The sequence below is a fragment of the Aquimarina atlantica genome (genome assembly GCF_000626715.1).
Classification (GTDB): domain Bacteria; phylum Bacteroidota; class Bacteroidia; order Flavobacteriales; family Flavobacteriaceae; genus Aquimarina; species Aquimarina atlantica.
Window position 1 is genome coordinate 26,102 of record NZ_AQRA01000007.1, and the last position, 25,385, is coordinate 51,486.

27 protein-coding genes are annotated in these 25,385 nt (G+C 33.0%); 22 read left to right on the forward strand and 5 right to left on the reverse strand.

The window, feature by feature from the left end:
* The first annotated feature begins 164 nt into the window (after positions 1-164).
* A complete protein-coding gene (locus ATO12_RS16055; RefSeq protein ID WP_034243692.1) occupies positions 165-1,253 on the forward strand; it encodes a DUF2652 domain-containing protein in 1,089 nt (362 codons plus the stop codon).
* On the opposite strand, the gene ATO12_RS16060 is transcribed toward ATO12_RS16055, so the two are convergent.
* Together ATO12_RS16060 and gldJ are read right to left on the reverse strand one after the other, a co-directional pair.
* The gene (locus tag ATO12_RS16060) at positions 1,250-2,527 is read right to left on the reverse strand and encodes a UDP-N-acetylmuramoyl-tripeptide--D-alanyl-D-alanine ligase (RefSeq protein WP_034243695.1); all 1,278 of its coding nucleotides are present in this window, start codon (positions 2,525-2,527) and stop codon (positions 1,250-1,252) included. The genes ATO12_RS16055 and ATO12_RS16060 overlap by 4 nt on opposite strands.
* A gap of 77 nt (positions 2,528-2,604) precedes the next feature.
* Entirely contained in the window at positions 2,605-4,281 is a 1,677-nt protein-coding gene (gene gldJ / locus ATO12_RS16065) for a gliding motility lipoprotein GldJ (protein WP_034243696.1), read from the reverse strand.
* A gap of 515 nt (positions 4,282-4,796) precedes the next feature.
* On the opposite strand from gldJ, the gene porV reads away from it, so the two are divergent.
* The 6 genes from porV (at position 4,797) to ATO12_RS16095 (ending at position 11,237) form a co-directional block, all read left to right on the forward strand.
* Positions 4,797-5,966 carry a type IX secretion system outer membrane channel protein PorV gene (gene porV / locus ATO12_RS16070; protein ID WP_034243697.1) on the forward strand — a complete coding sequence of 390 codons (1,170 nt, stop codon included), beginning with the start codon at positions 4,797-4,799 and terminating at the stop codon, positions 5,964-5,966.
* A gap of 225 nt (positions 5,967-6,191) precedes the next feature.
* Positions 6,192-6,674 (forward strand): cytidine deaminase, encoded by a 483-nt coding sequence (locus tag ATO12_RS16075; RefSeq protein WP_034243699.1) that lies wholly within the window; start codon positions 6,192-6,194, stop codon positions 6,672-6,674.
* A 148-nt stretch (positions 6,675-6,822) separates the two neighbouring features.
* Positions 6,823-7,824, forward strand: a complete 1,002-nt coding sequence (gene pdhA, locus ATO12_RS16080; RefSeq protein ID WP_034243701.1) for a pyruvate dehydrogenase (acetyl-transferring) E1 component subunit alpha — start codon at positions 6,823-6,825, stop codon at positions 7,822-7,824.
* A 3-nt stretch (positions 7,825-7,827) separates the two neighbouring features.
* Complete coding sequence (locus tag ATO12_RS16085) at positions 7,828-9,438, forward strand: pyruvate dehydrogenase complex dihydrolipoamide acetyltransferase (RefSeq protein ID WP_034243703.1); 1,611 nt, start codon at positions 7,828-7,830, stop codon at positions 9,436-9,438.
* An 80-nt stretch (positions 9,439-9,518) separates the two neighbouring features.
* Positions 9,519-10,490 carry a M28 family metallopeptidase gene (locus ATO12_RS16090; RefSeq protein WP_034243706.1) on the forward strand — a complete coding sequence of 324 codons (972 nt, stop codon included), beginning with the start codon at positions 9,519-9,521 and terminating at the stop codon, positions 10,488-10,490.
* Between the two features lie 66 nt (positions 10,491-10,556).
* Positions 10,557-11,237 carry an SDR family NAD(P)-dependent oxidoreductase gene (locus tag ATO12_RS16095; protein WP_034243708.1) on the forward strand — a complete coding sequence of 227 codons (681 nt, stop codon included), beginning with the start codon at positions 10,557-10,559 and terminating at the stop codon, positions 11,235-11,237.
* A gap of 144 nt (positions 11,238-11,381) precedes the next feature.
* Here ATO12_RS16095 and ATO12_RS16100 read toward each other — a convergent pair whose 3' ends face one another.
* The gene (locus ATO12_RS16100; protein WP_034243711.1) at positions 11,382-11,570 is read right to left on the reverse strand and encodes a hypothetical protein; all 189 of its coding nucleotides are present in this window, start codon (positions 11,568-11,570) and stop codon (positions 11,382-11,384) included.
* A 383-nt stretch (positions 11,571-11,953) separates the two neighbouring features.
* Here ATO12_RS16100 and ATO12_RS16110 point away from each other — a divergent pair, with 383 nt between their 5' ends.
* Positions 11,954-12,745 (forward strand): hypothetical protein, encoded by a 792-nt coding sequence (locus ATO12_RS16110; protein WP_131248848.1) that lies wholly within the window; start codon positions 11,954-11,956, stop codon positions 12,743-12,745.
* Positions 12,746-12,827: 82 nt separating this feature from the next.
* Here ATO12_RS16110 and ATO12_RS16115 read toward each other — a convergent pair whose 3' ends face one another.
* Together ATO12_RS16115 and ATO12_RS16120 are read right to left on the reverse strand one after the other, a co-directional pair.
* Positions 12,828-13,286 carry a hypothetical protein gene (locus ATO12_RS16115; RefSeq protein ID WP_034243718.1) on the reverse strand — a complete coding sequence of 153 codons (459 nt, stop codon included), beginning with the start codon at positions 13,284-13,286 and terminating at the stop codon, positions 12,828-12,830.
* The gene (locus ATO12_RS16120; protein ID WP_034243721.1) at positions 13,283-13,852 is read right to left on the reverse strand and encodes a hypothetical protein; all 570 of its coding nucleotides are present in this window, start codon (positions 13,850-13,852) and stop codon (positions 13,283-13,285) included. Before ATO12_RS16120 ends, ATO12_RS16115 begins: the two co-directional genes overlap by 4 nt.
* A 470-nt stretch (positions 13,853-14,322) precedes the next feature.
* On the opposite strand from ATO12_RS16120, the gene ATO12_RS16125 reads away from it, so the two are divergent.
* From ATO12_RS16125 to ATO12_RS16190, 14 genes are all read left to right on the forward strand, one after another.
* Positions 14,323-15,210 (forward strand): DUF4349 domain-containing protein, encoded by an 888-nt coding sequence (locus tag ATO12_RS16125; protein ID WP_034243723.1) that lies wholly within the window; start codon positions 14,323-14,325, stop codon positions 15,208-15,210.
* Between the two features lie 84 nt (positions 15,211-15,294).
* A complete protein-coding gene (locus ATO12_RS16130) occupies positions 15,295-15,891 on the forward strand; it encodes a SprT-like domain-containing protein (RefSeq protein WP_034243726.1) in 597 nt (198 codons plus the stop codon).
* 2 nt (positions 15,892-15,893) lie between these two features.
* Positions 15,894-16,973 carry a mannose-1-phosphate guanylyltransferase gene (locus ATO12_RS16135; RefSeq protein ID WP_034243728.1) on the forward strand — a complete coding sequence of 360 codons (1,080 nt, stop codon included), beginning with the start codon at positions 15,894-15,896 and terminating at the stop codon, positions 16,971-16,973.
* A gap of 6 nt (positions 16,974-16,979) precedes the next feature.
* On the forward strand, positions 16,980-18,425 hold the full coding sequence (locus ATO12_RS16140; protein WP_034243730.1) for a DUF389 domain-containing protein: 1,446 nt from the start codon (positions 16,980-16,982) through the stop codon (positions 18,423-18,425).
* 190 nt (positions 18,426-18,615) lie between these two features.
* Positions 18,616-19,062 (forward strand): hypothetical protein, encoded by a 447-nt coding sequence (locus ATO12_RS16145; protein ID WP_034243732.1) that lies wholly within the window; start codon positions 18,616-18,618, stop codon positions 19,060-19,062.
* Position 19,063: 1 nt separating this feature from the next.
* Positions 19,064-19,276: a helix-turn-helix transcriptional regulator gene (locus ATO12_RS16150; RefSeq protein WP_025667350.1), complete on the forward strand. Its 213-nt coding sequence runs from the start codon at positions 19,064-19,066 to the stop codon at positions 19,274-19,276.
* Between the two features lie 5 nt (positions 19,277-19,281).
* Complete coding sequence (locus tag ATO12_RS16155; RefSeq protein ID WP_034243734.1) at positions 19,282-19,989, forward strand: DUF4386 domain-containing protein; 708 nt, start codon at positions 19,282-19,284, stop codon at positions 19,987-19,989.
* 28 nt (positions 19,990-20,017) lie between these two features.
* A complete protein-coding gene (locus tag ATO12_RS16160; protein ID WP_034243736.1) occupies positions 20,018-20,572 on the forward strand; it encodes a GNAT family N-acetyltransferase in 555 nt (184 codons plus the stop codon).
* 336 nt (positions 20,573-20,908) lie between these two features.
* Positions 20,909-21,619 carry a DUF4386 domain-containing protein gene (locus ATO12_RS16165; protein WP_051575889.1) on the forward strand — a complete coding sequence of 237 codons (711 nt, stop codon included), beginning with the start codon at positions 20,909-20,911 and terminating at the stop codon, positions 21,617-21,619.
* Between the two features lie 246 nt (positions 21,620-21,865).
* Positions 21,866-22,315 (forward strand): hypothetical protein, encoded by a 450-nt coding sequence (locus ATO12_RS16170; RefSeq protein ID WP_034243738.1) that lies wholly within the window; start codon positions 21,866-21,868, stop codon positions 22,313-22,315.
* Positions 22,316-22,483: 168 nt separating this feature from the next.
* Positions 22,484-23,008 (forward strand): DUF4269 domain-containing protein, encoded by a 525-nt coding sequence (locus tag ATO12_RS16175; RefSeq protein WP_034243740.1) that lies wholly within the window; start codon positions 22,484-22,486, stop codon positions 23,006-23,008.
* A 57-nt stretch (positions 23,009-23,065) separates the two neighbouring features.
* Positions 23,066-23,848, forward strand: coding sequence for an alpha/beta fold hydrolase (locus tag ATO12_RS16180; protein WP_034243742.1), 783 nt, complete (start codon positions 23,066-23,068; stop codon positions 23,846-23,848).
* Positions 23,849-23,883: 35 nt separating this feature from the next.
* Positions 23,884-24,759, forward strand: coding sequence for an AraC family transcriptional regulator (locus ATO12_RS16185; RefSeq protein WP_051575890.1), 876 nt, complete (start codon positions 23,884-23,886; stop codon positions 24,757-24,759).
* Between the two features lie 164 nt (positions 24,760-24,923).
* Positions 24,924-25,232, forward strand: coding sequence for a hypothetical protein (locus ATO12_RS16190; RefSeq protein WP_034244451.1), 309 nt, complete (start codon positions 24,924-24,926; stop codon positions 25,230-25,232).
* Positions 25,233-25,385: the final 153 nt, after the last annotated feature.

Here is a 25,385-nt window from a genome sequence, read left to right on the forward strand (position 1 = left end):
AATATTCTATTGACATATTGATGATCCATAATGATTTGTATATTGTTAGTTATAAAGAAAAATACCTACTACCTATGCATAAAAATAGTCGGTCAATGATCTGAAAAGTATAAAAGAGCTATACTTCTCTCTCATTTTAATCAAAATAAATACTATATTTTCTAATGGCAAAATCATTACTCTTTATACCTGATATTTCTGGTTTTACACATTTTGTTCAGAACACCGAGGTGGAGCACAGTCAGCATGTGATTTCTGAGTTGTTAGAGGTTTTGATTAATGCTAATACAGAAGGTTTAAAACTGGCAGAGATAGAGGGAGATGCATTGTTTTTCTATAAAGAAAATGAAATCCCATCACAAGAAAAGCTTTTGGCTCAGATTGAAACAATGTTTATTGCGTTTTATAGCCATCTTAAACTTTTAGAGAAAAATCGTGTTTGCCCTTGTAACGCATGTGCTACAGCGCCTGGTTTACAGTTAAAAATAATAGTGCATTGTGGAGAGTTGCAATTTATTACTGTTCAGGAAAAACGTAAGCCTTTTGGTCAGGTAGTTATTGAGGCTCATAGATTACTTAAAAACTCAATTGTAAGTGATAACTATGCCTTGTTAAGTGATGAAGTGACTAACGTTATTGGACTTCCTGCTAATTATGAAAGTAAATTATACCGTTTTAGATCGGGTAAGGATGCTTATGATACCAAAGAAATTGTTTATTCGTTTTCTGAAATAAATAAAAACAATTTAAAACTTACTCCTTTTGCTACCCCAGAAGTGGTGAGTTTTCAACGTTCCCCGTCCGTAGTTTTAATGAGAGAATTCGAAATTCCTGAGGCACAATTATTAGAATATATTACTAATTATAGCTATAGACATTATTGGGCAAAGGGAGTTGATAAATTCGAGTATAACCCGGGAGAGGTTACTCGATTAGGCACCGAACATGTCTGTGTAATTGATGGGAAACGACTCAATTTTACAACAGTGACCAAGAAAGCGGGTGTAAATGAAATTGTCTATGGAGAGCGTACTACAGATGCTCCTTTGCATGAATTGTATCAATTTTTTATTATAAAATCATTGCCTGGTAATCGATGTTTGTTAACTGTAGAGGGATATCCTGTGGCAAAATCACTATTGCATAAGTTGATGTTGTTTCTTTTGATAAAAAGAGCCATTAGAAAGTCTATAAAAGCATCTATAGATAATCTTGAAGCATTTGTTAGAAATAATGACACTCTAACGAGTTAAAGAAGGTCTAAAATTCTTTCTAGCTTCATACCTCGAGATCCTTTGATTAGAATTACATCTTTTTGATTTTTTAGAGTCCAATTGGCCTCGAGATCTTCGTAAGATTTAAATTTATGAACATTAGGATTGGTACATTTAGTGGCAAAAAAATGATTCCCGATTAAATATACTTCCTCTGTTTCTGTATTACTTATCTTATCTGTTATTTTTTGATGCTCTAAAGCAGCATCATTGCCCAATTCGAACATATCTCCCAAAAAAACAATTTTAGTGTTATATTGTAATTGAACGAAATTATGGATGGCAGCCTCCATACTTGATGGATTTGCATTATAGGCATCCAGAATAATGGTATGCTCTCCTTTTTTAATGATTTGTGAACGATTATTTGTAGGGGTATAGGATTCTATTGCATGTTTGATTTTGCTTAAACTAATCTTAAAATGAGACCCAATAGCTATAGCAGCTGCAATATTTGTAAAGTTGTACTGTCCTATTAGGTTACTGTGTATAATGCTATCTTGATAAGAAATAATCACATTAGGGTCGGTACCCTCTAATTTAATCATTACATCACTTGCGTTGGATTGTGAAAAACTATACGTTTTTATTCCAGAAGATGCATTAACCAGCTTTTGGTCTTCAAGATTAAGAAAAACTAATTTGTTGTGTCTTTTTAGGTAATCATAGAGCTCTGTTTTTCCTTTTAAAACACCTTCGATACTTCCAAAACCTTCCAGGTGAGCTTTACCAATATTGGTAATATAACCATAATCTGGTGTGGCAATAGAACATAAAAACGCAATTTCTTCCAGGTGATTGGCTCCCATTTCTACAATTCCTATTTGAGTTTCCTTTGTCATTGATAAAAGTGTAAGAGGAACTCCGATGTGATTATTGAGGTTACCTATCGTTGCAGTGGTCTTAAAAGAAGAAGAAAGCACACTATTGATTAATTCTTTTGTGGTGGTTTTTCCATTACTTCCGGTTAAAGCTATAATAGGAATATTTAGATGCTTACGATGAAACGAAGCTAAGTCTTGTAGGGTTTGCAGGACATTATCTACAAGAATATGTTTTTCTGTTGTTTTAAACGCTGCTTCATCGATTATAGCATATGCTGCTCCATGTTCTATGGCTTTTTGTGCATAGGTATTTCCATTAAAATTTTCGCCCTTTAAAGCAAAAAAAATGACATTAGGCTCTATTTTTCGGGTATCTGTGCATACGCCATTGCTGGCTAGGAATAATTGATGTATTTGGGTAATGGTCATTAAATTACATGATATTAAAAAGCCCCGACAAATATGTACAGGGCTTTTGGTATTTATAACGAACTTTAATTAAATTCTTATCCTTTTGGTTTCTGGTGTCTTGGTGTTTTTTTCTTTCTGGCTTTAGTACCAACACGAGACATTGCATTTCTGAAACCAATATAATCGGTGGCCATATCTTGTGGTAAGAACCTTCTTTGTGCCGGATCTAACCAATAGGCTCTGTCTTTCCATGAACCACCTTTGTATACACGTACTTCATCATCAACGATTGTAGTTCTTTTACTAGACTCATCGTATCTTCTGTCCATTTTTGTGCTATCTTCTGCATCAGGACCTACGTAATGGATAGGTGCATTATACATTCTTCTGTTAGGAGTAGCCTGATCCTGAAATCCTTCGTAATATCTAGAAGAACTTTTATCACCATCCCTATAATTTCTGTTATCACTATCATTAAAATTAGTTCTCATGTATGTTTCCTGCTCATCGATAGGAACTTGTAAAATTCCACCAGGTAATACTCGAGCTATAATTTTACCATTACTAAGTGTATCGTATACGATAGAATCTGTCATAACGATTTTTACAGTTCCATCAGGATTGATAGCATTTTTGGTATATACATTCCCTCTATAGTAGTTAAAATCATTATATTCATCATCTACAATAGGTCTGTAAACATCGGCTACCCATTCTGCAACATTTCCTGCCATATCATATAAACCGTAATCGTTAGGGTTATAAGATTTTACAGGAGCAGTAATATCTGCACCATCATCACTCCATCCAGCGATTCCACCATAATCACCATCACCTTGCTTAAAGTTAGCTAATTGATCTCCACGAGTTCTTCTTTTTCCAGAACGTGTATATTTTCCAGTCCATGGATATTTTTTTCTACCTCTATAGATGTTATAACTTCTAATTTCTACTAACCCTAAAGCAGCATATTCCCATTCAGCTTCAGTTGGAAGTCTGTATTTGGGTAAAAGTAATCCGTCTTTACGTTGTATATATAGTCCTGTAGAGTCGTTTGTTTTTGCGTATCTTTCTGATGCTCTACCACCTCTGATAGCTTCATCATTACCTCCATAAGTTTGCGTAGGAGCATTTAAATATGTATCTGTGTCAAAAGTGCTTTCTGCAGAAACATCTTCAAAAGGAGCATTCTTTTTAATTACATCTTCTTCTTCAAGAATTCTTTCATTAACGCGGTTAGTTCTCCAATTACTGAATTCTATTGCTTGAATCCAATTTACCCCTACAACAGGATAATTAGCATACGCAGGGTGACGTAAGTAATTATTGGTCATCATTTCGTTAAAACCAAGTCGATTTCTCCAAACTAAAGTGTCAGGAAGAGCACCATAATATATGTTTCTGTATTTTGGTTCTGTAGGAGGGTATACTCCTTTTAACCAATCAAGGTATTCCAAATACATTACATTGGTAACTTCGGTTTCATCCATATAAAAGGATTGAACGTGTTGCTGAGTTGGAGTATTGTTCCAGTCATGCATTACATCGTCTTGTACACGTCCCATAGTGAATGTACCTCCTTCAATAAATACTAAACCAGGGCCAGTTTCTTGCTCTTTGTAATTTGTCTGTACCTGAAATCCACCATCTTTGGAATTGTATTTCCAACCTGTGGCTCTAGAACTGCTCCCATAATCGTTCTTAGAACAACTAAACAGTAAAACACTAATGGAAAGCGCCATTAGCGACTTAAAAATAAACGCGTTTTTCATAATCTTAAGTTCGTTTAAGTAGAAATTAGGGCTTGCAATATAAATAATAAACGTTAAAATTACCCTAATTTTTTCAAAATATTATCAATTCACATTTTTTTATGAATTTATAACGACTCTGGTTTAACGCAATATTTGTGAGTTTATTATTTGAGATGTAATAAAAACAAGAATTTTAAAATATTAAAAAAACATGGGACTTAATTTTTTTTCAAATAATCATGTTTCTTAATAAAACGTTAAATAATATGATTATTTAACATTATTTTCACTTCTTGTAGTGTGAAATCTTATAAAGAGATGAGATGGGCAATTGTTTGAAATTTAAAAGCTTACAAAGGATTTAAGGGTGTATATTTGGGGTGTTTTAATAAAAATTAATCACGGAAACTAAAATGAAATATAAGATATCCTTAAAATCAGCGTTTATAAACCATCAACTTAAAAAAATTAAGAACTCACTATTCTTACTAACTAAATAACTATATATTTGTCAAACTCAATTTTTAAAGGATATGAAAAGATTATTAACCCTTAGCCTATTGTGTGTTACAGTTTTCACTTTTAAAACTCAGGCTCAGGAACAAAACAGAGCAATAACAACTGCTACTCCATTTTTATTAATAGCTGCAGATGCAAGAGCGGCTGGTTTAGCAGACCAGGGGGTTGCTACTTCTCCAGATGCATTTTCACAACAATGGAATCCAGCTAAATATGCATTCATAAAAAATAAGCAAGGGGTTGGGGTTAACTATACTCCCTATTTAAGTAATCTGGTTAATGATATATTCTTGGGGAATGTAAATTATTATAATCGTCTTAATGAGCGAAGTGCTGTAGCAGCGAGTTTTAGATATTTTAGCTTAGGAGATATAGAGTTTAGACAAGGACCTAATGATGAGCCTAATGTTCAAAAGCCAAATGAATTAACGCTTGATGTTTCATATGCGTTAAAACTTAGTGATAGGTTCTCTATGGCTGTAGCAGGTCGCTATTTACGTTCTGATCTTAGGCTACAAGGTTTGGGAGCAGATGCTAGTGCAGCTGGAAGTTTTGGAGTAGATATCGCTGGTTTTTATAGAAGTGATGAGATTGCTTTTAATTCTTTTAATGGTAGATGGAGAGCAGGAGCTACAATTTCTAATATAGGACCAAAAATAAAATATGATGATGCAGGTCAGGAAAACTTTATACCTACTAATTTTAGATTAGGAGCTGCATTCGATTTTATTCTTAATGAAGATAATCGAATTACACCCTCGTTAGAGTTTAGTAAATTACTTGTGCCAACTCCGTTAGATCCAGACACTAATGGTGATGGTGAGATTACGGCAGAAGAACAACAGGCTGCAAACGATGAGTATAATGATAAAAGTGCATTTGGATCTATATTTTCTTCTTGGGGAGATGCGCCAGATGGGTTTAGCGAAGAATTAAAAGAAATTACCTGGGCATTAGGTGCAGAATATATGTATCGTGATGTATTTGCTTTTAGAGCAGGATACTTTAATGAGGCTGAAGAAAAAGGAGCACGTAAATTCTTATCTCTAGGTGCAGGTTTCAGATATAATATTGTAAACTTAGATATATCTTATTTATTTTCTACTTCTAAAGTTAGAAGTCCACTTGAAGGAACACTACGTTTTGGTCTTTCCTTTAATTTTGGAGACGAATATTACGACTAGAAAATATCGTATACTACTATAAAAAAGTATCAAGCCGAAGGGTTTGATACTTTTTTTGTTTATAGTACATTGTAATACTTTTATTTGTAGTTCAAATTTAGGAATACGATATGCTTTGTAGGGTGTTTGAAGGCTAAGTGAGCTAAATAATACTGTATGAAGAGTTAGAAAGTAATATTAATAACGCATGAAAAGAGCATTAAGAAATTACTAAAATTTAAACGTGTGAAAGAAATAGAAATAAAATCTGTCTTACAGGTATATGATTCATTTGATGAGTTGCCAGAAAATATCCAGGAATTGATGCGGCAATCTATTGCTATTAGAGATAAGGCATATGCTCCTTACTCTGAGTTTTTGGTTGGAGCAGCCCTTTTATTAGAGAATGGAGAGGTGGTTTTAGGAAATAACCAGGAAAATGCGTGTTATCCTTCGGGATTGTGTGCAGAACGTACAGCTATATATTATGCCGGAGCTAATTTTCCAGGTGTTCCTGTTGTTACTATGGCACTTTCTGCCAAATCTTTAAAATATCAATTGTTAACCCCTACACCTCCTTGCGGTGCTTGTAGGCAGGCAATAGCAGAATATGAGATAAAACAAAATATGCCAATAGCTATTTATTTTATGGGAGAAACAGGAAAAGTGGTTAAATCTTCCTCTTTATCTAATATATTACCGCTTATTTTTGATAATTCATATTTATAACGTTTTCGTTGATTTTATCTGCAAACTCCTTTTTCCTTAATTTCGAATATGTTATTTTTGTTTTTCGTTCTCTTAAAAAATAAGAGAAAAAATTAAATAATGGCTAGTTTTGTAGCTAGTTTTTTTAGACATACATCAGTACAACTAAATGAAAAAGATAACCAAAGATGTTTACCTAAATTGGTACGAAGAAATGCTTTTCTGGAGAAAATTCGAGGATAAGTTAGCTCAAGTTTATATTCAACAAAAAGTAAGAGGTTTTTTACACTTATACAATGGTCAGGAAGCAATTTTGGCGGGGGCATTGCATGCTATGGACCTTACCAAGGATCGTATGATTACAGCATACCGTAATCACGTGCAACCTATTGGTATGGGTGTTGATCCAAAACGGGTAATGGCAGAGTTATATGGTAAAGGTACCGGTACTTCTCAAGGTTTAGGAGGATCAATGCATATTTTTTCTAAAGAACATCGATTCTATGGAGGACATGGAATTGTAGGAGGACAAATCCCTTTAGGAGCAGGTTTAGCTTTTGCAGATAAGTATAATAAAAGAGACTCGGTTACGCTAACTTTTATGGGAGATGGAGCTACCAGACAAGGATCGTTACATGAGACGTTTAACTTAGCAATGCTTTGGAATTTACCAGTAGTATTTTGTGTAGAAAATAACGGCTATGCAATGGGGACATCTGTAGAAAGAACAGCTAATCACCCAGATATATGGAAGTTAGGATTAGGATACGAAATGCCATGTGGACCGGTAGATGCAATGAATCCAATAAAGGTTGCTGAAGCAATGGATGAAGCAATTACCAGAGCACGAACAGGTGGTGGACCAACATTTTTAGAGCTGAAAACGTATAGATATAGAGGGCATTCTATGAGTGATGCACAAAAATATCGTACCAAAGAAGAGGTGGCAGAGTATCAAAAAATAGATCCGATCACTCAGGTTTTGGATATTATTAAAGATAAAAAATATGCTACCGATGAAGAAATTGCAGTAATAGATAAACGAGTAAAAGATAGAGTGGCAGAATGTCAAAAATTTGCCGAAGAATCACCATTCCCAGAAAAGAATGTGATGTATGACGTTGTATACGAACAGGATAATTATCCATTTTTACCACACAAACCACAATAGATTATGGCTACAGTAATTAATATGCCGCGATTGAGCGATACCATGGAAGAAGGAGTGGTTGCGAAGTGGCTTGTTGAAAAAGGAGATAAAATTAGTGAAGGAGATATCCTTGCTGAAATAGAAACAGATAAAGCAACAATGGAGTTTGAATCCTTTTATGAAGGAACACTGCTTCATGTAGGGATCGAAGAAGGAGAGACAGCTCCGGTAGATCAATTACTCGCAATTATCGGAGAAGAAAATGAAGATATTTCTGATTTATTAAACGGAAATACAACACCTAATGCAGAATCGGTAAAAGAAGAAAAAGTAGAAGAATCAGCTCCCGTTTCTAATCAAACTACTACTATTCCTGATGGCGTAGAGGTTATTACTATGCCACGTCTTAGTGATACAATGGAAGAAGGAACTGTAGCTACCTGGTTAAAAAAAGTAGGAGATACTGTTGAAGAAGGAGATATCCTAGCCGAAATAGAGACAGATAAAGCTACTATGGAGTTTGAGTCATTCTATAACGGAACCTTGTTGCATATCGGAATAGAAGAAGGACAAACTGCTCCTGTAGATGTTTTATTGGCAATAATTGGTCCCGCAGGAACAGATATATCTGCGCTTAAAGATGGTGTTCCTGCAACAGCAGCAGTACAAGATGCTACGCCTGCAAAAGAAGAAAAAGTAGAAACGACAGTTGTAACTTCTCAAGGAAATGGCACATCAGGAGGACGAATATTTGCTTCTCCGTTAGCAAAGAAAATAGCAGCTGATAAAGGAATTGACCTATCTCTGGTAAAAGGAACAGGCGAAAACGGGCGTGTTGTTAAGAAAGATGTAGAATCATTTACACCTTCCGCAGTAGCTAGTACTAGTACTTCACAACCGGACAAAGAAACAACGTCTACTCCTGTAGTACAAACATATACTCCAGCAGGAGAAGAAAGTTTTGAAGAAGTGAAAAATTCGCAGATGCGTAAAGCTATTGCAAAAAGTCTTTCGGCTTCAAAATTTAATGCGCCACACTACTACCTTACCATCGAGGTAAATATGGAAAATGCAATGACATCGCGTAAGAAGATTAATGAATTACCAGATGTTAAAGTATCTTTTAATGATATGGTAGTTAAAGCATGTGCATTGGCACTTCGTAAACACCCACAGGTTAATACGCAGTGGACAGATGTAGCTACCAGATATGCTAAACATATTAATGTAGGGGTTGCTGTAGCGGTACCTGATGGATTGGTAGTTCCTGTTTTACCTTTTACAGATCAGATGTCTCTTACGCAGATAGGAGCTAAGGTTAAAGATTTGGCAGGTAGAGCCCGTAACAAAAAATTAACTCCTCAAGAAATGAGTGGTAGTACATTTACGGTATCTAATCTAGGGATGTTTGGAATCCAGGAATTTACTTCTATTATTAATCAGCCTAATTCAGCTATACTTTCGGTTGGTGCAATTGTAGAAAAACCAGTTGTTAAAGATGGTCAGATTGTAGTTGGTAATACAATGAAAGTGACCTTAGCTTGTGATCACAGAACTGTAGATGGAGCAACAGGAGCTCAGTTTTTACAAACGTTAAAACAGTATCTCGAAAATCCGGTTACTATGCTTGCGTAGATGACTGCTAGTATAATATTCATATTCAATCCTGCTTCTAATGAAGCGGGATTTTTTATCTTTATCCAAAACATATTTTTATGACAAAGAACATATTGATCATCCTGATTTCGATTTTATTTATCAATTGTAAGCAAGGAACAATAGCTCAATCACAAACTAAAACAGTAGAAAATGCTTCTGCAGAAAAAACTAAAGTTTCTGATGTTGCAGCTATAATGAATTTTTTAGCTAGTGATGAGCTAGAAGGAAGAGATACTGGAAGTGAAGGTTTAGAAAAAGCCGCGAAATTTATTGAAGAAGAGTTTAAAAAAAATAAGATAGCACCTTATTTTGAAACCTATAGAGATGCTTTTGATGCAAAAGGAACAGCAACATATAACGTTGTAGGGTTTCTTAAAGGTACAGATGATGAATTATCGAAAGAATTTATTATAGTAGGAGCACATTTTGATCATATAGGTACAGGAAAAGAAGTTAATGGTGATGTAATTGCTAATGGTGCTAATGATAATGCAGCAGGAAGCAGTGCGGTAATTTCACTGGCTAAACAATTTGCTCGATTAAAAAATAACAAACGTAGTATTCTTTTTGTGCTGTTTGGCGCAGAGGAAAGAGGATTATTGGGATCTGCACATCTGGCAAAGGTGTTAAAAGAAAAGAATATTAATGTGTATGCTATGGTTAATTTTGAAATGATAGGAGTACCATTAAATGATAAACCATATAAAGCCTATATCACAGGATATGAAATGTCTAATATGGCTCAGAAAATGAATGAATATGCAGGCTCAGAACTGATAGGATATTTGCCAAAAGCAAAAGAGTTTCAATTGTTTAGAAGAAGCGATAATTATCCGTTCTATGAGCAGTTTAAAGTGCCATGTCAGACCATTTCTACTTTCGATTTTACTAACTATGACTATTACCACCATGTAGATGATGAAATATCTGAAATGAATTTTGAGTTTATGGCAGAGCTTATTAATAGCTGCTTTCCTGTACTTACAAAAATGGCAAATACATCGGATAAAGAAATTAAGTTAAATTAATAAAAAGAGATGGTCTGAAAAGTCAAAAAATATACGATTTTTCATATGACTTAATTCTAGCGAAGAATGAAAAATATTATCATAACGGGTGCAAGTAGGGGTATTGGGTATGAAATGGCAAAACTATTTGCCGACGAAGGTCACCAGGTGTTGGCATTATCGAGGAATGAAAAACCTATAGATGCTCTTCAACATAAAAATATACATACATTTTCTTTTGATATCTGTAACCCCAAAGACCTTGAAAAGATGAGTAACTACATCTCTTCTTCTTGGAAACAGGTAGATATTTTGATCAATAACGCCGGTAAATTACTAAATAAACCTTTTGGTGAAATCTCTACTCAGGATTTTGAAGAAGTGTATAAGGTAAATGTTTTTGGAGTAGCCGAAATTACGCGTTTAACTTTACCACATATGAAACCCGGTAGTCATGTAGTTACAGTGAGTAGTATGGGAGGTATACAAGGAAGTATGAAATTTCCTGGGTTAGCCGCTTATAGTTCTAGTAAAGGTGCAGTGATTACCTTAAACGAACTATTGGCAGAAGAATATAAAGAAAGTGGTATTGGTTTTAATGTTCTTGCTCTTGGAGCTGTGCAAACCGAAATGTTGGAAGAAGCATTTCCCGGGTATCAGGCACCTTTAACAGCTATAGAAATGGCAGAATATATAAAAGGATTCTCCTTAACCGGAAATAAATTTTATAACGGAAAAGTCCTTCAGGTATCTAGTAGTACACCTTAAAAATTAGTATATAGCTCTGAAATACATAAGAACTCAGAAAAAGATATCCGGATTATGGTACGAAGTACATAATCCGGATAAATTCTAACGCAAAAACACTTTAGTGTTTTGATGTAAATAGGTAAAGAATTATAGGTGATACCTTTATAGAGGTACACAAATTCCTGATCCTCCAATTCTGCGAGAACAATCCCAGTCAAACTCCCCTGTCACTCTTATGCAATCTGCTCTTGTTCTACAGCCTATAGGGAATTGTATTTCTCCCCCGTTAATTAGTTTTTGTTCGCTTTTGGTAAGTGTTTTACCATTTAAATTTAGAATTTTGTTTAACATGATTTATGATTTAAAGATTAATAAATTGTTCTATTTCAAATGTATATTTCATTTATTAATAAAATGCTACAAAAAACATACTCTTCCTTGTACTTTTATGACCAGAAGCGATAGTTGATTTTTTAATAAAACAGATAATGGTTATTCATTAGATAAGTAATGGGTAACCATTATCTGTTTTGATGGATATGCATATAATGTGTAAGGTGTTCTTTTGTAAAAAAGGGGATATTTCCCCCTTTTTGCTCAAAGGAAAAAGAATACATTTACATATGCTATTAAGAGTTTTAAAGGCGCCAAAAATGATTAATAGCACCCTAACCAAAACTATAGGCGAACTCCGAAAAGCCTTAAATAGAGTAGGAATCTTAAAACCATAAAAAATGAAACTAATTATTAAACTCTGTGCAGTGTCAGTTATGATGCTTTTTGTCTTTACAAGTTGTAATAAAGACGAATTAACTATCGAAGAATCTGGTGTAGAATCAACTAAAGATCTTCAGAATAAAGCTCCCGAACGAGGAATTGTAGAAATCGTACACAATTATGATTATTACGGGGAAAAATTTAAAGTCCTTTATGTTTTAGACACCAAGGAATCTGAAATAGTAAAAGTAGACGGAGATGTACAAATGGCAGAACGTATTTTTGGAAAAAAAGATGCTCCTCAAGGATTGTTTTTTGAAGATCAAAAAGAAGGAGAAACAACCATTAATGTAAAAGTTTTTAATACTAATGATGAGGTAGATGAATATATAGCTAAACTAGCAGGAGATTTTCCTAAAGAAAGATCAGAACAGCGAGGTACAAAAGGAGCTTGTGTTGATGGGTCTATTAATGGTACCGGAAACTTTTATTTCTATTATCATATTAACTATGTTACAGAAATGACAGGTATACGAAGAACTAATAAATACTATTACAAAGATTGGAATTTGGGAGGGTACAATGACCATATGTCTTCTCTTAGACTTACTAAACCGTGGGGAAGAAGAGCATATGTAAGATTATATCAACATAGTTGTTATAACGGTAGAACCTTGAATTTTTATTCTCCATATTATCAAACTGCTGCCGGAGCAAATGATTTAAGAAATTATACTTTATCGGGATGGTGGTTCTGGAAAAAATCATGGAATGATAAAACATCATCATATAGAGTTTGGGCCTGGTAAACAGATTCTTGGCCTTACTACAACTCTGATGTTGTAAATAGAATTAGAAAAGCCATCGATTATACCGTAATCGATGGCTTTATTAATTCTGAACACCTTCTGTCTTTTCGAACTCTATTTTATGGGTTTTAAAAACTTCGTTGTCAATAGTAATCGTAGATGTTTTGATCAATGTAATAATAGTATCTGTTTGGTGTTCAAGAACAACTTGTGTGGCTACTTTTTTTACAGAGTCTGAAACCGTTTCAAAAGGAGTGATAAAATTAATATGTTTAAGCTGTGCCCCTTCTTCTGTAGAGAATAATTTATTTTTATGGGTATCGATAGTAAAATCGGGATTGGTCTTGGCTAATGTTTTTCTGTCTAGATATTCCTGGAGTTTTTGAGTAATAATAATAGTGTAGGCATCGTCTTCAGAAAGATCAGATTGTTCTTCAATTTTTTCAAAGCTTTCTACAGCATCCATTTCCATAGATTTAGACGCATTATTGGCACAGCCTAATGAGCATAAAAGCACTATGATATAGATGAATTTTTTCATGATTTTATCCTGAATTTTAGTTTAACAATCTGTCCATTTAATCTTCGGGACTCTATAATCTCAATATTTTTTAGGCTTTGTGTTGGTGTGGTTAGTTTATTTATAAATTCATCTTTGGCATACATTTCAATACCTAATCGCTGCGGTAGTATCTGAAAAATGGTGGCGTCATTAGCAATTATTCTGGATAATTCTTTTCGTCTGTTTTTCCAATCATTCACTTTTCCGTTGGCATAATAATGAAGCATTAAGGCGTAATCATCTGTTTTAATATGTACATCTTCACGGCGATCTGAAGAAGCTATTCGATATATAGTATCGGTCTTATGGTAAGGAGACTGGACTACAAAACGAATAAAATCATCTTTGGTTTTCCAGGTAAAACAACCGGTACTATCACTTTTTGAAAAAAAAGGAGATTCTTCATTGTTTAGTATAATAATATCAATAGGAATCTTAGTAATGGGTCGATTTCTATCCTGATCGATAAAACAAAAACTAAAGGTGTTCTGTTTAGGAATTATGAAGTATACGAGGATCAATATGCCTAGACTTAAAGGTGCCATCCATAACCATTTAGGGATATTTATTGTATTTGCAGGGTTTGAAGAAATGGTATGATTACTTTTAAAGTCATTCCAGTTTTTGTATTCACAATATTGTGAGAGTAGATTAAGGATATCAACACGAGGTAATTTTTCTGAAGAATTTTTAAAATAACTATAGAAAGATTTTTCGCTAATAGAAGCTTTTACTTGTTTTTGTAAATCTTCCTGAAACCATATAATATCCTGTCCTTTCCATTCAGAAATATCATAACTCGAAGCAGTATTCTCCTTCAGGAACCGTTGCGCAACAGCTTTTTTAAGGAGATCGAATAATATTTTTTCTTCAGAAGTTATAGCTTTAATGTTTTGATAATGAAATATTTGTGTTTTGTAAAATGTTTTACAATCCCTTTACAAGTATTCTACAATAGATAAATAAGGTTAGCTTTTAAGTTTGTTTTCAGTTTAACAAGATAAAAAATATAAAAATGAAAACGAACAAATTTAGAATAAGCAGAATAATAATTTTAGTAGGAGTTATATTATTAGGATATTCTTGCGCTAATAGTGAAAACAAATATGCATTAGACTCAGAACACATTATGCTTGAAGATACAGGAGAAACTCCTGTGTTATCGAGTATCGAATCTGAAGAACAAACAAAAGAAGTAGCGCTACTGGGTAGTGATAGAATAAAAACTAAAAAAAATAATGTCGATGCTACACTAAAGATTATTAAAAATGCGAATTGTCGGATTAAAGTGAAAGATGTTGAGGAGGCAACGGTATTGGCTAAAAAAATTGCTTTAACCTATCATGGATATATATCTGATGAGCGATTTACAAATACAAATTATACCAAAGAAAATCGTTTTACGATCAGAATTCCTCAAAACCAGTTTGATGTTGTTTTGGATAGTGTATGTGGGTTGGCAGAATTTGTGGATTATAAAAATATATCTACAGTAGATGTAACCGAAGAATATATTGATATTACATCGCGATTACAAACAAAGTTGGATGTAAAAAAGCGTTATGAAACCATCCTAAGAACAAGAGCTAAAACGGTAGAAGACATTTTAAAGACCGAAGAAAAGCTTAGTTTGCTTCAGGAAGAAATCGAATCTGCTCAAGGAAGATTGCACTATTTAAGCAATAAGGTATCTTATAGTACAGTTCAGGTAGATGTATATCAAACTATAATTCCAAAAGATGAACCTGCAGGGTACGAACCTAATTTTTTAGACAAAGCAAAACAAGGGTTGTCTTTTGGTTGGTCGATTATAGAAAACCTGACATTACTATTGTTCTATATCTGGCCATTGCTTGTATTAGGAAGTGTAATCTTTGTGTATTTTAAATGGATAAGAAAGTAAAAAATATTAAATTAAGCGTGCTATTCTGGTGCGCTTAATTTTGTATTTTGCGCAAGTAAAAAGAAGATTAATAATTTTGGGCATTTGAAAGAAATATTAAGGAAATATATTCCAGAACGATCTGTAGATAAGGTATTTGATCTTATCATAAAATGCAATGTACACCTTAAAATCGTAAATGAAAGAGTTACACGACATGGGGATTATCGCAAAATGCCAGATGGTAGACACCAAATTACCGTAAATGCATCTCTTAATAAATACCGTTTTCTTATTACATTGATTCATGAAATAGCTCATCTTGTAGCTTTTGAAAAATATGGGCGTTATATCAAACCACATGGGATAGAATGGAAAAGAACCTTTCAGCAATTAATGTTACCCTATATTAATCCCGAAGTATTTCCAGCCAAATTATTACCTGTTATAGCACATCATTTTAAAAACCCAAGAGCTAGTAGTGATACTGATGAAAAATTATCATTAGCGTTAAAACAATATGACCCTGCTAATGATAAAAATTATATCTTTGAGTTACCCCTCGGAAGTGTCTTCCGTTTATACAATGGAAAAGTCTTTAAGAAAGGTAATAAGAAAGTAAAACGTTATGAATGCGTAGAACTCAATACAGGCAGAATTTACCTTTTTAACCCCAACGCAGAAGTTGAATTATTAAATTGATTATGAACAAAGATTATTATGCAATATTGATGGCGGGAGGAGTTGGGTCAAGGTTTTGGCCTGTAAGCACTTCAGAATTCCCAAAACAGTTCCACGATATGTTAGGAACAGGAGAAACACTGATCCAACGTACGTTTTCACGCCTGGCTAAGGTTGTTCCCAAAGAAAATATATTTGTTCTTACTAACGAACGATATAATGATCTGGTTTTAAAACAGCTACCAGAAGCAGAGCAAAGACAGGTAGTAACCGAGCCTGCAATGCGTAATACAGCACCATGTATTCTATATGCAGCATTAAAGATCCAGAAGGATAACCCCGATGCAGTAATGGTAGTTGCGCCTAGTGATCATTGGATAGAGGATGAAGATGCATTTATAGCAAATCTAGAATTTAGTTTTACAGCATGTTTAGAACATGATATTTTGATGACCTTAGGAATTCAACCTACGTTTCCTAATACGGGATATGGTTATATTCAATATGATAAAGAAAGCCAAGAAGCTAAGAAAAAAGTGGCTCAGTTTAGAGAAAAACCAGATTATGACACTGCCAAAAAGTTTTTAAGTGAAGGAAACTATTTATGGAATGCCGGGATTTTTATCTGGAGTGTCCAAAGTATTATAGCTGCTTTTGCAAAATTTCAGCAGCAAATGGTCGCTTTATTCGAAAAAGGGTCAGTTGTCTATAATACGATGCAGGAGAACGATTTTATACAAAAAAATTATCCGCTGGCAGAGAACATATCTATCGATTATGCTATTTTGGAGAAAGCAGATAATGTATACGTGCTTCCGGCAACTTTTGATTGGAATGATTTGGGAACCTGGGGGTCGTTATACGATAAATTGAATAAAACAGAAGCTGGTAATGCTATAGTTAATGCCAGAGTATTACCCGAAGATGCTTCTGGTAATATGATTAGAACATCTGATGATAAAATTGTGGTAGTTGATGGGCTTAAGGATTATATCATTATAGATAAGGAAGAAGTACTTTTGATTTATCCCAAAAAGAAAGAACAGGATATTAAAAAGGTGCTTAAAAAAGTAAAAGAAACCTATGGAGAACAATACGGATAAAGTACAATGATAGAAAATACAAATCAACCCGTTCCTGATCAGGATGAGATGGCAGAAACAGTAAAGAGAGATGCCAAAGGCCTTTTTGCAAGTGCTAATACATTTGTTAGAGAACTATTAGATATAAGATCAGAGACAGATAAGGATCAAACCATAGAAGATGTTAAAAATGATATCCCTTTTAAAGGACATAATGCCTGGATTCTTATTTTTTCGGTATTTGTAGCATCTATTGGTCTTAATGTAAGTTCTACAGCGGTAGTGATAGGAGCGATGTTAATTTCTCCGTTAATGGGACCAATTGTTGGAGTTGGATTATCTATTGCTATTAATGATATTGATACGTTAAAAAGATCTCTGGTTAATCTGGGGGTGATGGTAGGTCTAAGTGTTCTTGCTGCTACATTATATTTTTGGGTTTCTCCTTTAACAGAATTAACTCCTGAGTTAGAATCCAGAACAGCACCTACTATTCTGGATGTATTAGTTGCAGTTTTTGGAGGTTTGGCACTAATTGTCGCCAAATCTAAAAAAGGAACAATGCCTAATGCTATTGCAGGAGTAGCTATTGCTACTGCATTAATGCCACCACTATGTACGGTAGGATATGGTATTGCAGAGTGGAAATTAGAGTATGCCCTGGGAGCACTATATTTGTTTTCTATTAATGCTACATTTATTGCATTATCTACATTTATCGTTTCTAAATTATTACGTTTTCCGATGTTGCGATACGCTAATTCCGCAAAAAGAAAGCGTATAGCACGACTTGCCTCTTTACTGGCAATATTGGTAATGATACCTGCGAGTTATACATTTTATGTAACTCTTAATGAAAGTAATGCAGAACGGGATTATAAAGCATTTAAAGCTAATGAAATTGATGCTAATGAAAACTTGTACCTCAGAAAAGATTTCTATGATTATAATAATGAATCTATAAAATTATATTTTGATGGAGAGATTAATGAGGCAACTGTGAGTGATTTGCAAAATGAAATTAAAAAATACACAAGCATTAGTGATTTTACATTGGCAATAAATGGTAATAAGTCGAGAGGAATTGATCAGATATCCAAAGCGTATGATAGGTCTATAGTGCAGTTAAATCGTGTAGAAAAAGAAAATGATAAGCTTCTTGATGAAATTGAAGACCTTAAGATCAAGATAGCCGGTTTGGAAACTCAGCTTAAAGAAGCGAATAAGGTAGTCCCGGTAACTGTAATGCCATATGCCAGTATAGCCAAAGATGCAAAAATACGATTCCCGGACCTGGCAGAGCTAGGATACGGCGAAGTACAAAAATCTAATTTCTTAAAAGTAGATACTGTGCAAGTTATCTTCCCTAGATGGAAATTTCAGGTGTCTGATAGTCTTAATACTGTTAGGGTAAACAAATTGCGAGAATGGATTACCAAGGAAATGAAAGCAGATACATTGTATGTAGAATAAACTATAGAGAGAATTTTTTATGCCCTTATAATGCCTGTAATCTCTAGGTATTCTTAATAACCAATTAAAATATTTTTAAATTTTATTCTTAGTAAACGGTAAATAAATATCACTCAATGTTAAAAATATTTTACATTAGGTAAAAAATTATTACCTTTGTGTTGTATTTTGTTAACTTATATAAAAACATATGACAACACAAGAAAAACGACCGATTGTATTTTTGACTATTGATATTATTACATTTTTAAGTTATTATATGATGCTGCTAAATGTCTATAGTAGCAAAGTCATGTCTATGGGAGAATTACCTTTTTGGGGAGCTTCGATACTGCTATTTATTCCCATAATGATTATTTCACGAATTGTTTTGTACGTGCTATACAGCATAATGAATTCTGTTGTAACTAAAAAAGAAGAGGATAGATTTCTTACCGATGAGTTTGGCCAATTGATCAAACTTAGGGCTACTCGAAATTTCAACAACACATTTATGATTGGCTTTGTGATAACGATGGGACTTCTCATTCTGGGAATATCAATTACAACCATGTTCAAACTTCTATTCCTTTCAATATTTGCTGCTTTTGTAGTCCAGAATCTATCTGAATTTTATTATGCAAAAAAAAGTATTTAGCATGAAAGACATTAAAATCACTAATACCATTAGAACATTGCGTTTTCTCGACAAGGAAATGACACAGCAAGAACTGGCAGAAAAAGTGGGAGTTACAAGGCATACAATAATGGCAATCGAAAAAGGAAAATACTCTCCTACATTAGAGTTGGCTTTCAAGATAGCCGAAGTTTTTAATAAGCCATTAGAAGAAGTATTCACTTATGAAAAATAAATAAAATGAAAAACATCGAAAATATTGAATTGAAGAAAAATGCATTAGTGGCAGGATTTTTTTATTTAACACTTATTATAGTGGGGCTATATGGTTTTGTTTATGCTTTACCTCAAATAAAAATAGAAGGAGACATTTCGCAAACCGTAGATAATATTAAAAACAACTCGTTTATGTTTCGAATAGGAATATTTAGTATTCTAGTTATGAATGTAATTAGTATTTTACTTGTGACTTATCTCTACAAACTATTATCACCACTTAATAAAACAATGGGATTATCTATGTTAATCTTAATGCTATTAGGGGCAGGTGTTTCTCTGGTTAATGAGGTTAATCATTTTGCTATGATAGTAATCAATAGTATGGATGACCTCTCGATAACAGAAAGTCAAAATCTCACCGAGCTATTTTCGACCATTTACGAATACGGCGCACATATTGCTGTAATTTTTTGGGGACTATGGCTTTTTCCACTCGGTCTTTTGGTCTTTAAATTAGATACTCGAATTTCTGAGTTTATAGGAGTAATGTTAATGATTGCAGGTGTGGGGTATACACTAGATTCAATATTCTTGTTTCTCTATCCAAATCTGCAAGTACCTACTCTTTCTGACTACACTTTTTTGGGTGAATTTTTATTAACAATATGGCTCCTGGCTAAAAGTAAGACTATAGAAAAATTAGCATTAAGTCGAATGTATAAAATTTAACTTTTATAAAAAACGATAAAAGAAAAAAATGATCAGAATCGAAATAGTAACAGAAAGAACAAAATTAAGGCTAATCACGTTATCAGATTTGGATGCGATTCATGAATTACATTCTTTGCCAGAAACCGATGAATATAATACCTTGGGAATTCCAGTACATATAGAAGAAACTAAATCTATAATAGAGCCCTGGATTAAAGAAAATCAACTACATGAGATAAAGAATTATACTTTAGCAATTGAAACTAAATCTGAAGGAAAATTCATAGGCTTGTTTGGATTAAAAATCGGAAATAAAAAATATAACAGAGGAGAAGTTTGGTATAAGATACATTCTGATTATTGGAAAAAAGGATATGCTACAGAATCTTTAAGAGCAGTAATAGATTTCGGATTTGAAACCCTTAAATTACATCGAATAGAAGCTGGATGTGCTGTAGATAATATTGGTTCTATAAAAGTTCTTGAAAAAGCAGGGATGATAAGAGAAGGAAGAAGTAGACAAATATTGCCTTTAAAATCTGGATGGTCAGACAATTTTGGATATGCAATACTTGAAACAGATAAAAGAAAAAATAACTAAGCAATAAAGGTCTTTGTACAGACTTAGATTTGCCATAAAATAACGTATTATAAACCTCTTTATAGAGGTTTTTTTGCTCCTGAACAGGAAATATCATATTTCAAAGATAAAAACTACAAGATCTATTTTTATTTGATATCGTTTTTTGCTCTATTACTACCATCCTTTTTTATGTTATTATCATCAAAAGAGATGAAAATTGAATTTTTTCTAAAGAGATTTGATGCAGTTTTGGATAATTAAATATTAAGTAAATAGATAATATCCATTAGAATTAAAAAAGCGCAAAGTAACAAAACTTCATTAACTCAGTCTTACTAAAAAGATCATATCAAAATGGATACAATTGAAACAGATAATATAGTTATCAAGAATCAAATTTCTTTAGCCAAAGCAGCTTTAGTAGCAGGATTAGGGTTGTTGCTAATGGCATTGACTGTTCCTTTCGCAGAATTTTATATTTTTCCTGAACTCATCAGTGATGATGTAATAGAGACGATGAATAATGTTTTAAGCAATAAAATGCTGTTTACAATAAGTATTTTTCTTCATTTTATTACACTAATTTGTGACATCATTGTGGCTTGGGCTCTTTATATATTTCTTAAACCCGTAATGAAAAACTTTTCTTTACTTACGTCCTGGTTTAGGTTGATATATACTGCAATGTATTTGATCGCTCTAACAAATTTGATTAAAATTTTGAGTGTTGTTGAAGGTTCCGGTACAATTCAAAATAATCAATTTGCCGATTCGATCATGTTTTATTTCAATTCATTTCAACTTGAGTGGTCTTTTGGACTAGTGATTTTTGGAATATATCTTTTGTTTTTAGGTTATTTGGTTTGCAAATCTTCTTATGTTCCAAATATATTTGGAATTCTACTATTAATTGCTGGATTTGGATATTTGACTCATACACTTGGAACCTTTTTTGTTCCAAGTTGGAATTTGGATTTTTTATTTTTTACCTTTTTTGGAGAACTGATTTTTATGATATGGCTTTTAGTGAAAGGAAGAAAAATAGATTCAATAATACCTGCTTAGAACAGATATGAGAATACTGATACTCGTTCACAAACTTATAGTTTACTATAAGCCTAAATCTTGCGTTTAAATTAGAATCATAACTCTGTTTTTTTACTTGAAGTAGCTAAGAACTATTGGAGTCATCACTTTTTAATGTCTAATCTTCATAAAGCTGATCAGTATCACGATATGATTGTTTTTATCCTTGATATTTGGTAATGGCACAAAGTGTTATTATTTTGTATAGCTTCAAAAAAAACTCCGATGATTAAAAAAATAGATATAAAGCTTAGTGTCATTCTTCTTTTGATTATGGTAATCATGATTTCTAGTGCGCAAGAAAGAAAAATTGGTGAAGTAATAAAAGATCAAAATATGACTACTTGTACTAATTTTGAATGCCTTGAAAAAAACAAAAATAAACGAATACTTATTAAAGGAATACTTAGAACATATACTCCTAATACAACAGGAAAAGGAGCAGGTCATATGTTTTGGGACTGGGAAATACTATTGGATAACAAAATAACGATACCTGTAATAAGTAAGGATCAAAGATTAGATCTATCTGCGTACAATAAAAAGAACGTACTAATTGATGGTGATGTGTTTTATGGTATAGTGATAGGGGATCCAGAAGGACAAAATGCAACAGGGTATAGAATAGATGCTCACTCAATACAAGAACAAGCTATAAGCAGCAACAAAAAGTAGGATTTGGTATGAGTAGTCCAATGAATTATTGAGGTGGGTTACAAAGAATATTGCTGTAGTAGAAGTGAGATGATCAAATGATTATTTTGGCAGGTATTAACTTAATTTTATAACATTTTTTTTAGCCGTTTTATACCTTAGACTGATCGTAGTTTTGTTTCATCTGCCATGATAGATTTTAGAAATATAGAGTATTTAAAATTCGGAAATATTCGACAAAGAAAAGCATATGATACCCTGCTGAGGTTAGATATCATGAAGATATTGAGAGCATATACTCCTATTCTTACAGGAACTATACCGATTGCTATTGATGTACCACAAAGCGATCTGGATATTATTTGCGAATGCAAAGATCATGCAAAGTTTACCAATTTAATTACTGAGTCATTTGAAAAAGAAAAAGACTTTGTGGTTACGACTCGAACCTATGATGAAACAAAAAGAACGGTTTGCCGGTTTCAATCCAATGGGTTTGATATAGAGATTTTTGGGCAAAATATTCCTGCCGAACAACAGGATGCATATAGGCATATGATTGTAGAATATAAGATTTTGAAAGAAAAAGGAGTCGAATTTCGGTCCAAAATAAAGGAATTAAAATCTAATGGAGTGAAAACCGAACAAGCATTTGCTAAACTGTTAGGTTTGAAAGGGGATCCTTATAAAGAACTGTTAAATCTGAAATACTAAAAAAACAGGAAGCTGTAGCGTTTAAAAACGATAATCTTTACATTTAAAAAGAAACATATGAAAATAAAAGTCCTTGACGGTATCTTCATAAGATATAATATTGTAGATAAAACCAAACAATCGATTTGGTTTTTACATGGATTTGCCGATTCTGGTTTAGCATATACAGAGGTTTTTAGCTCTGATCTTGCATCAGAATTTAATCTTTATGTTGTAGATCTTCCTGGGTTTGGGGTTAGTCCTGTAAATTCTAACTATGTATCGATTAAAGAGCAAGCAGGTTTACTTTCGCAGGTAATAGAAAAAGAAACAGAGAACAATGTAGAAATAAATATTGTTGCACATTCGATTGGCGCACTTATAGGAACCTGGGTTTGCCAACAATTAGCAAGTAAAATTAATCATTATATAAATATAGAAGGAAATCTAACAGAGGCAGATAGCTATTTTTCAAGCAAACCTTTACAATATAATACAGCAGAAGAATTTACCCGATTTTTCGAAAAAAAGATTTTTGAAAAAGCAACAAAAGAAGAACGATATAAAAGATATTATTGCAGCTTTAGACTTTCTGAACCACAGGGAATGCGTAACTGGGGGATTACAAGCCAGGAGCACATTAAGGATAACCAATGTGGGTTTGAGTTCAAAGATTTAACCTGTAATAAGGTGTATATATGGGGTGATTTGGATACTCCAAAAGACACCCAGAATTTTATAAAAGAACATAATATCCCAAACAAACTGTATAAGGGTGTAGGGCACTGGCATATGTTAGAAAATGCAAAGCATTTCTACACTGATATAAGTGAAATGATAAAAAAAGTATACTTTATATAACAAATCCCCCCTTGGGATAGTATGAAGCAAAAATGATGTCAGAACAAAAAATCGAAAAGTATCATTTTCTAAAAGATGAACCCCAAAAGAGGCAGTTTGATATTTATGATTTGGCCGAATATCAAAAAATACATTCCCAACACTCTTCAAAGCCACATACACATAGTTTTTACCAAATTATTTGGTTTAAAAGCAATAAAGGAAAACACTTTATAGATTTTGAAGAGTATGATATTAAAAAAAACAGGATTTTTTTTATCGCCAAAAATCAGATTCATTTTTTTGAACAACGCCAGGATTATAACGGTTTGTTACTTCATTTTAATGAGTCATTTATTTTAAATAACGAAACCGACATCAACTTTTTTCTTACCTACTCTATATTTAATAATCATCAAGAACCCTTCTATCAGGTTTCTAGTGAGCAGGAACACCAGATTTTAAGCTATTTTCAGCAAATAGAAAATGAAACGAAAAATAGTGGTGAATTTGGTAACCAAATGATTCTATCTAATGTGCTAAAAGCTTTTTTGCTTCGTATAGAACGTGAGAAGCGAAAAAATGATACAACAATCAAAACAGATTCAAGCCGCAATTTTACATATCTTAAGTTTAGAGATCTTTTAGAACATAATTTTAATCAAAATTGGTCTGTATCTAATTATGCAGATCGGCTTTCGGTTTCAACAAAAACACTTAATTCTATTATTAAATCCGAAATGGGAAAAACAACTTCACAAGTGATTACCGATAGAATTCTTTTAGAAGTCAAAAGAAAATTAGTGCATACTAATGCACGAATAAACCAAATAGGATATGATTTGGGATTTCAAGATCCTTATTATTTTATCAAGTATTTTAAAAAACATCTTAAGATCTCCCCCTCAGAGTTTAGAAAAACGATTTCCTAAATTTACTAATTATAGTAGGTTTTGTCCATTTTCTTGGGTTTCGTTGCGAGCTACTTTTGTTCTGTAACAAAATAATGAGTGCAATGAAATCAAAATTTAAATTTTCAATCAGACTATTGCCAATATTTGCGACAATAGTGTTATTAACGTTAACATCAATGACAATGGACAAAAAAGCAGAAACAAATGCCTATTTACAAATTACTCTGAAAATCAAATCAGAAAATCGAGAACGTGCTGCGGGTATATATCTTAGATACAAAGAGCCATTTTTAAAACAAATCAAAGGAGCAGTATCAAAAGAATTGATTTTAAGAACAGAAGATGTACAGGTGATGCATGGTTTTAAATCTGAAGCAGATGCAAAAGCATACCTGTCATCGAACTTATTCGAAAAAGACGTGGTTAGAGAATTAAAACCTTATTTAGAAAGCGCCCCAGATGTTAGAGTTTATGCTGTTTTTAGAAATTAGAACCTACCCTCTTTAGAAAAAGAGAAACCTATTGGCTGTTTTTTTATGCAATAGAAGGCAATTTGAGTTTGGGATCAAATTGTCTTCTGTTTTTTGCTATGCAATACTACTGATAACGCTACCTGTACACATAAATATTATTTTTATTGATTT

Coding starts and splice junctions, on each gene's coding strand:
- ATO12_RS16060 (WP_034243695.1), bottom strand. CDS start 2,527: ATGACCATTACCCAAATACATCAATTATTCCTAGCCAGCAATGGCGTA.
- gldJ (WP_034243696.1), bottom strand. CDS start 4,281: ATGAAAAACGCGTTTATTTTTAAGTCGCTAATGGCGCTTTCCATTAGT.
- ATO12_RS16160 (WP_034243736.1), top strand. CDS start 20,018: ATGATCAGAATCGAAATAGTAACAGAAAGAACAAAATTAAGGCTAATC.
- ATO12_RS16055 (WP_034243692.1), top strand. CDS start 165: ATGGCAAAATCATTACTCTTTATACCTGATATTTCTGGTTTTACACAT.
- ATO12_RS16170 (WP_034243738.1), top strand. CDS start 21,866: ATGATTAAAAAAATAGATATAAAGCTTAGTGTCATTCTTCTTTTGATT.
- ATO12_RS16125 (WP_034243723.1), top strand. CDS start 14,323: ATGAAAACGAACAAATTTAGAATAAGCAGAATAATAATTTTAGTAGGA.
- ATO12_RS16085 (WP_034243703.1), top strand. CDS start 7,828: ATGGCTACAGTAATTAATATGCCGCGATTGAGCGATACCATGGAAGAA.
- ATO12_RS16140 (WP_034243730.1), top strand. CDS start 16,980: ATGATAGAAAATACAAATCAACCCGTTCCTGATCAGGATGAGATGGCA.
- ATO12_RS16155 (WP_034243734.1), top strand. CDS start 19,282: ATGAAAAACATCGAAAATATTGAATTGAAGAAAAATGCATTAGTGGCA.
- ATO12_RS16165 (WP_051575889.1), top strand. CDS start 20,909: ATGGATACAATTGAAACAGATAATATAGTTATCAAGAATCAAATTTCT.
- ATO12_RS16175 (WP_034243740.1), top strand. CDS start 22,484: ATGATAGATTTTAGAAATATAGAGTATTTAAAATTCGGAAATATTCGA.
- ATO12_RS16150 (WP_025667350.1), top strand. CDS start 19,064: ATGAAAGACATTAAAATCACTAATACCATTAGAACATTGCGTTTTCTC.
- pdhA (WP_034243701.1), top strand. CDS start 6,823: ATGAAAAAGATAACCAAAGATGTTTACCTAAATTGGTACGAAGAAATG.
- ATO12_RS16190 (WP_034244451.1), top strand. CDS start 24,924: ATGGACAAAAAAGCAGAAACAAATGCCTATTTACAAATTACTCTGAAA.
- ATO12_RS16115 (WP_034243718.1), bottom strand. CDS start 13,286: ATGAAAAAATTCATCTATATCATAGTGCTTTTATGCTCATTAGGCTGT.
- ATO12_RS16110 (WP_131248848.1), top strand. CDS start 11,954: ATGAAACTAATTATTAAACTCTGTGCAGTGTCAGTTATGATGCTTTTT.
- ATO12_RS16185 (WP_051575890.1), top strand. CDS start 23,884: ATGTCAGAACAAAAAATCGAAAAGTATCATTTTCTAAAAGATGAACCC.
- ATO12_RS16135 (WP_034243728.1), top strand. CDS start 15,894: ATGAACAAAGATTATTATGCAATATTGATGGCGGGAGGAGTTGGGTCA.
- ATO12_RS16180 (WP_034243742.1), top strand. CDS start 23,066: ATGAAAATAAAAGTCCTTGACGGTATCTTCATAAGATATAATATTGTA.
- ATO12_RS16100 (WP_034243711.1), bottom strand. CDS start 11,570: ATGTTAAACAAAATTCTAAATTTAAATGGTAAAACACTTACCAAAAGC.
- ATO12_RS16095 (WP_034243708.1), top strand. CDS start 10,557: ATGAAAAATATTATCATAACGGGTGCAAGTAGGGGTATTGGGTATGAA.
- porV (WP_034243697.1), top strand. CDS start 4,797: ATGAAAAGATTATTAACCCTTAGCCTATTGTGTGTTACAGTTTTCACT.
- ATO12_RS16090 (WP_034243706.1), top strand. CDS start 9,519: ATGACAAAGAACATATTGATCATCCTGATTTCGATTTTATTTATCAAT.
- ATO12_RS16120 (WP_034243721.1), bottom strand. CDS start 13,852: ATGGCACCTTTAAGTCTAGGCATATTGATCCTCGTATACTTCATAATT.
- ATO12_RS16145 (WP_034243732.1), top strand. CDS start 18,616: ATGACAACACAAGAAAAACGACCGATTGTATTTTTGACTATTGATATT.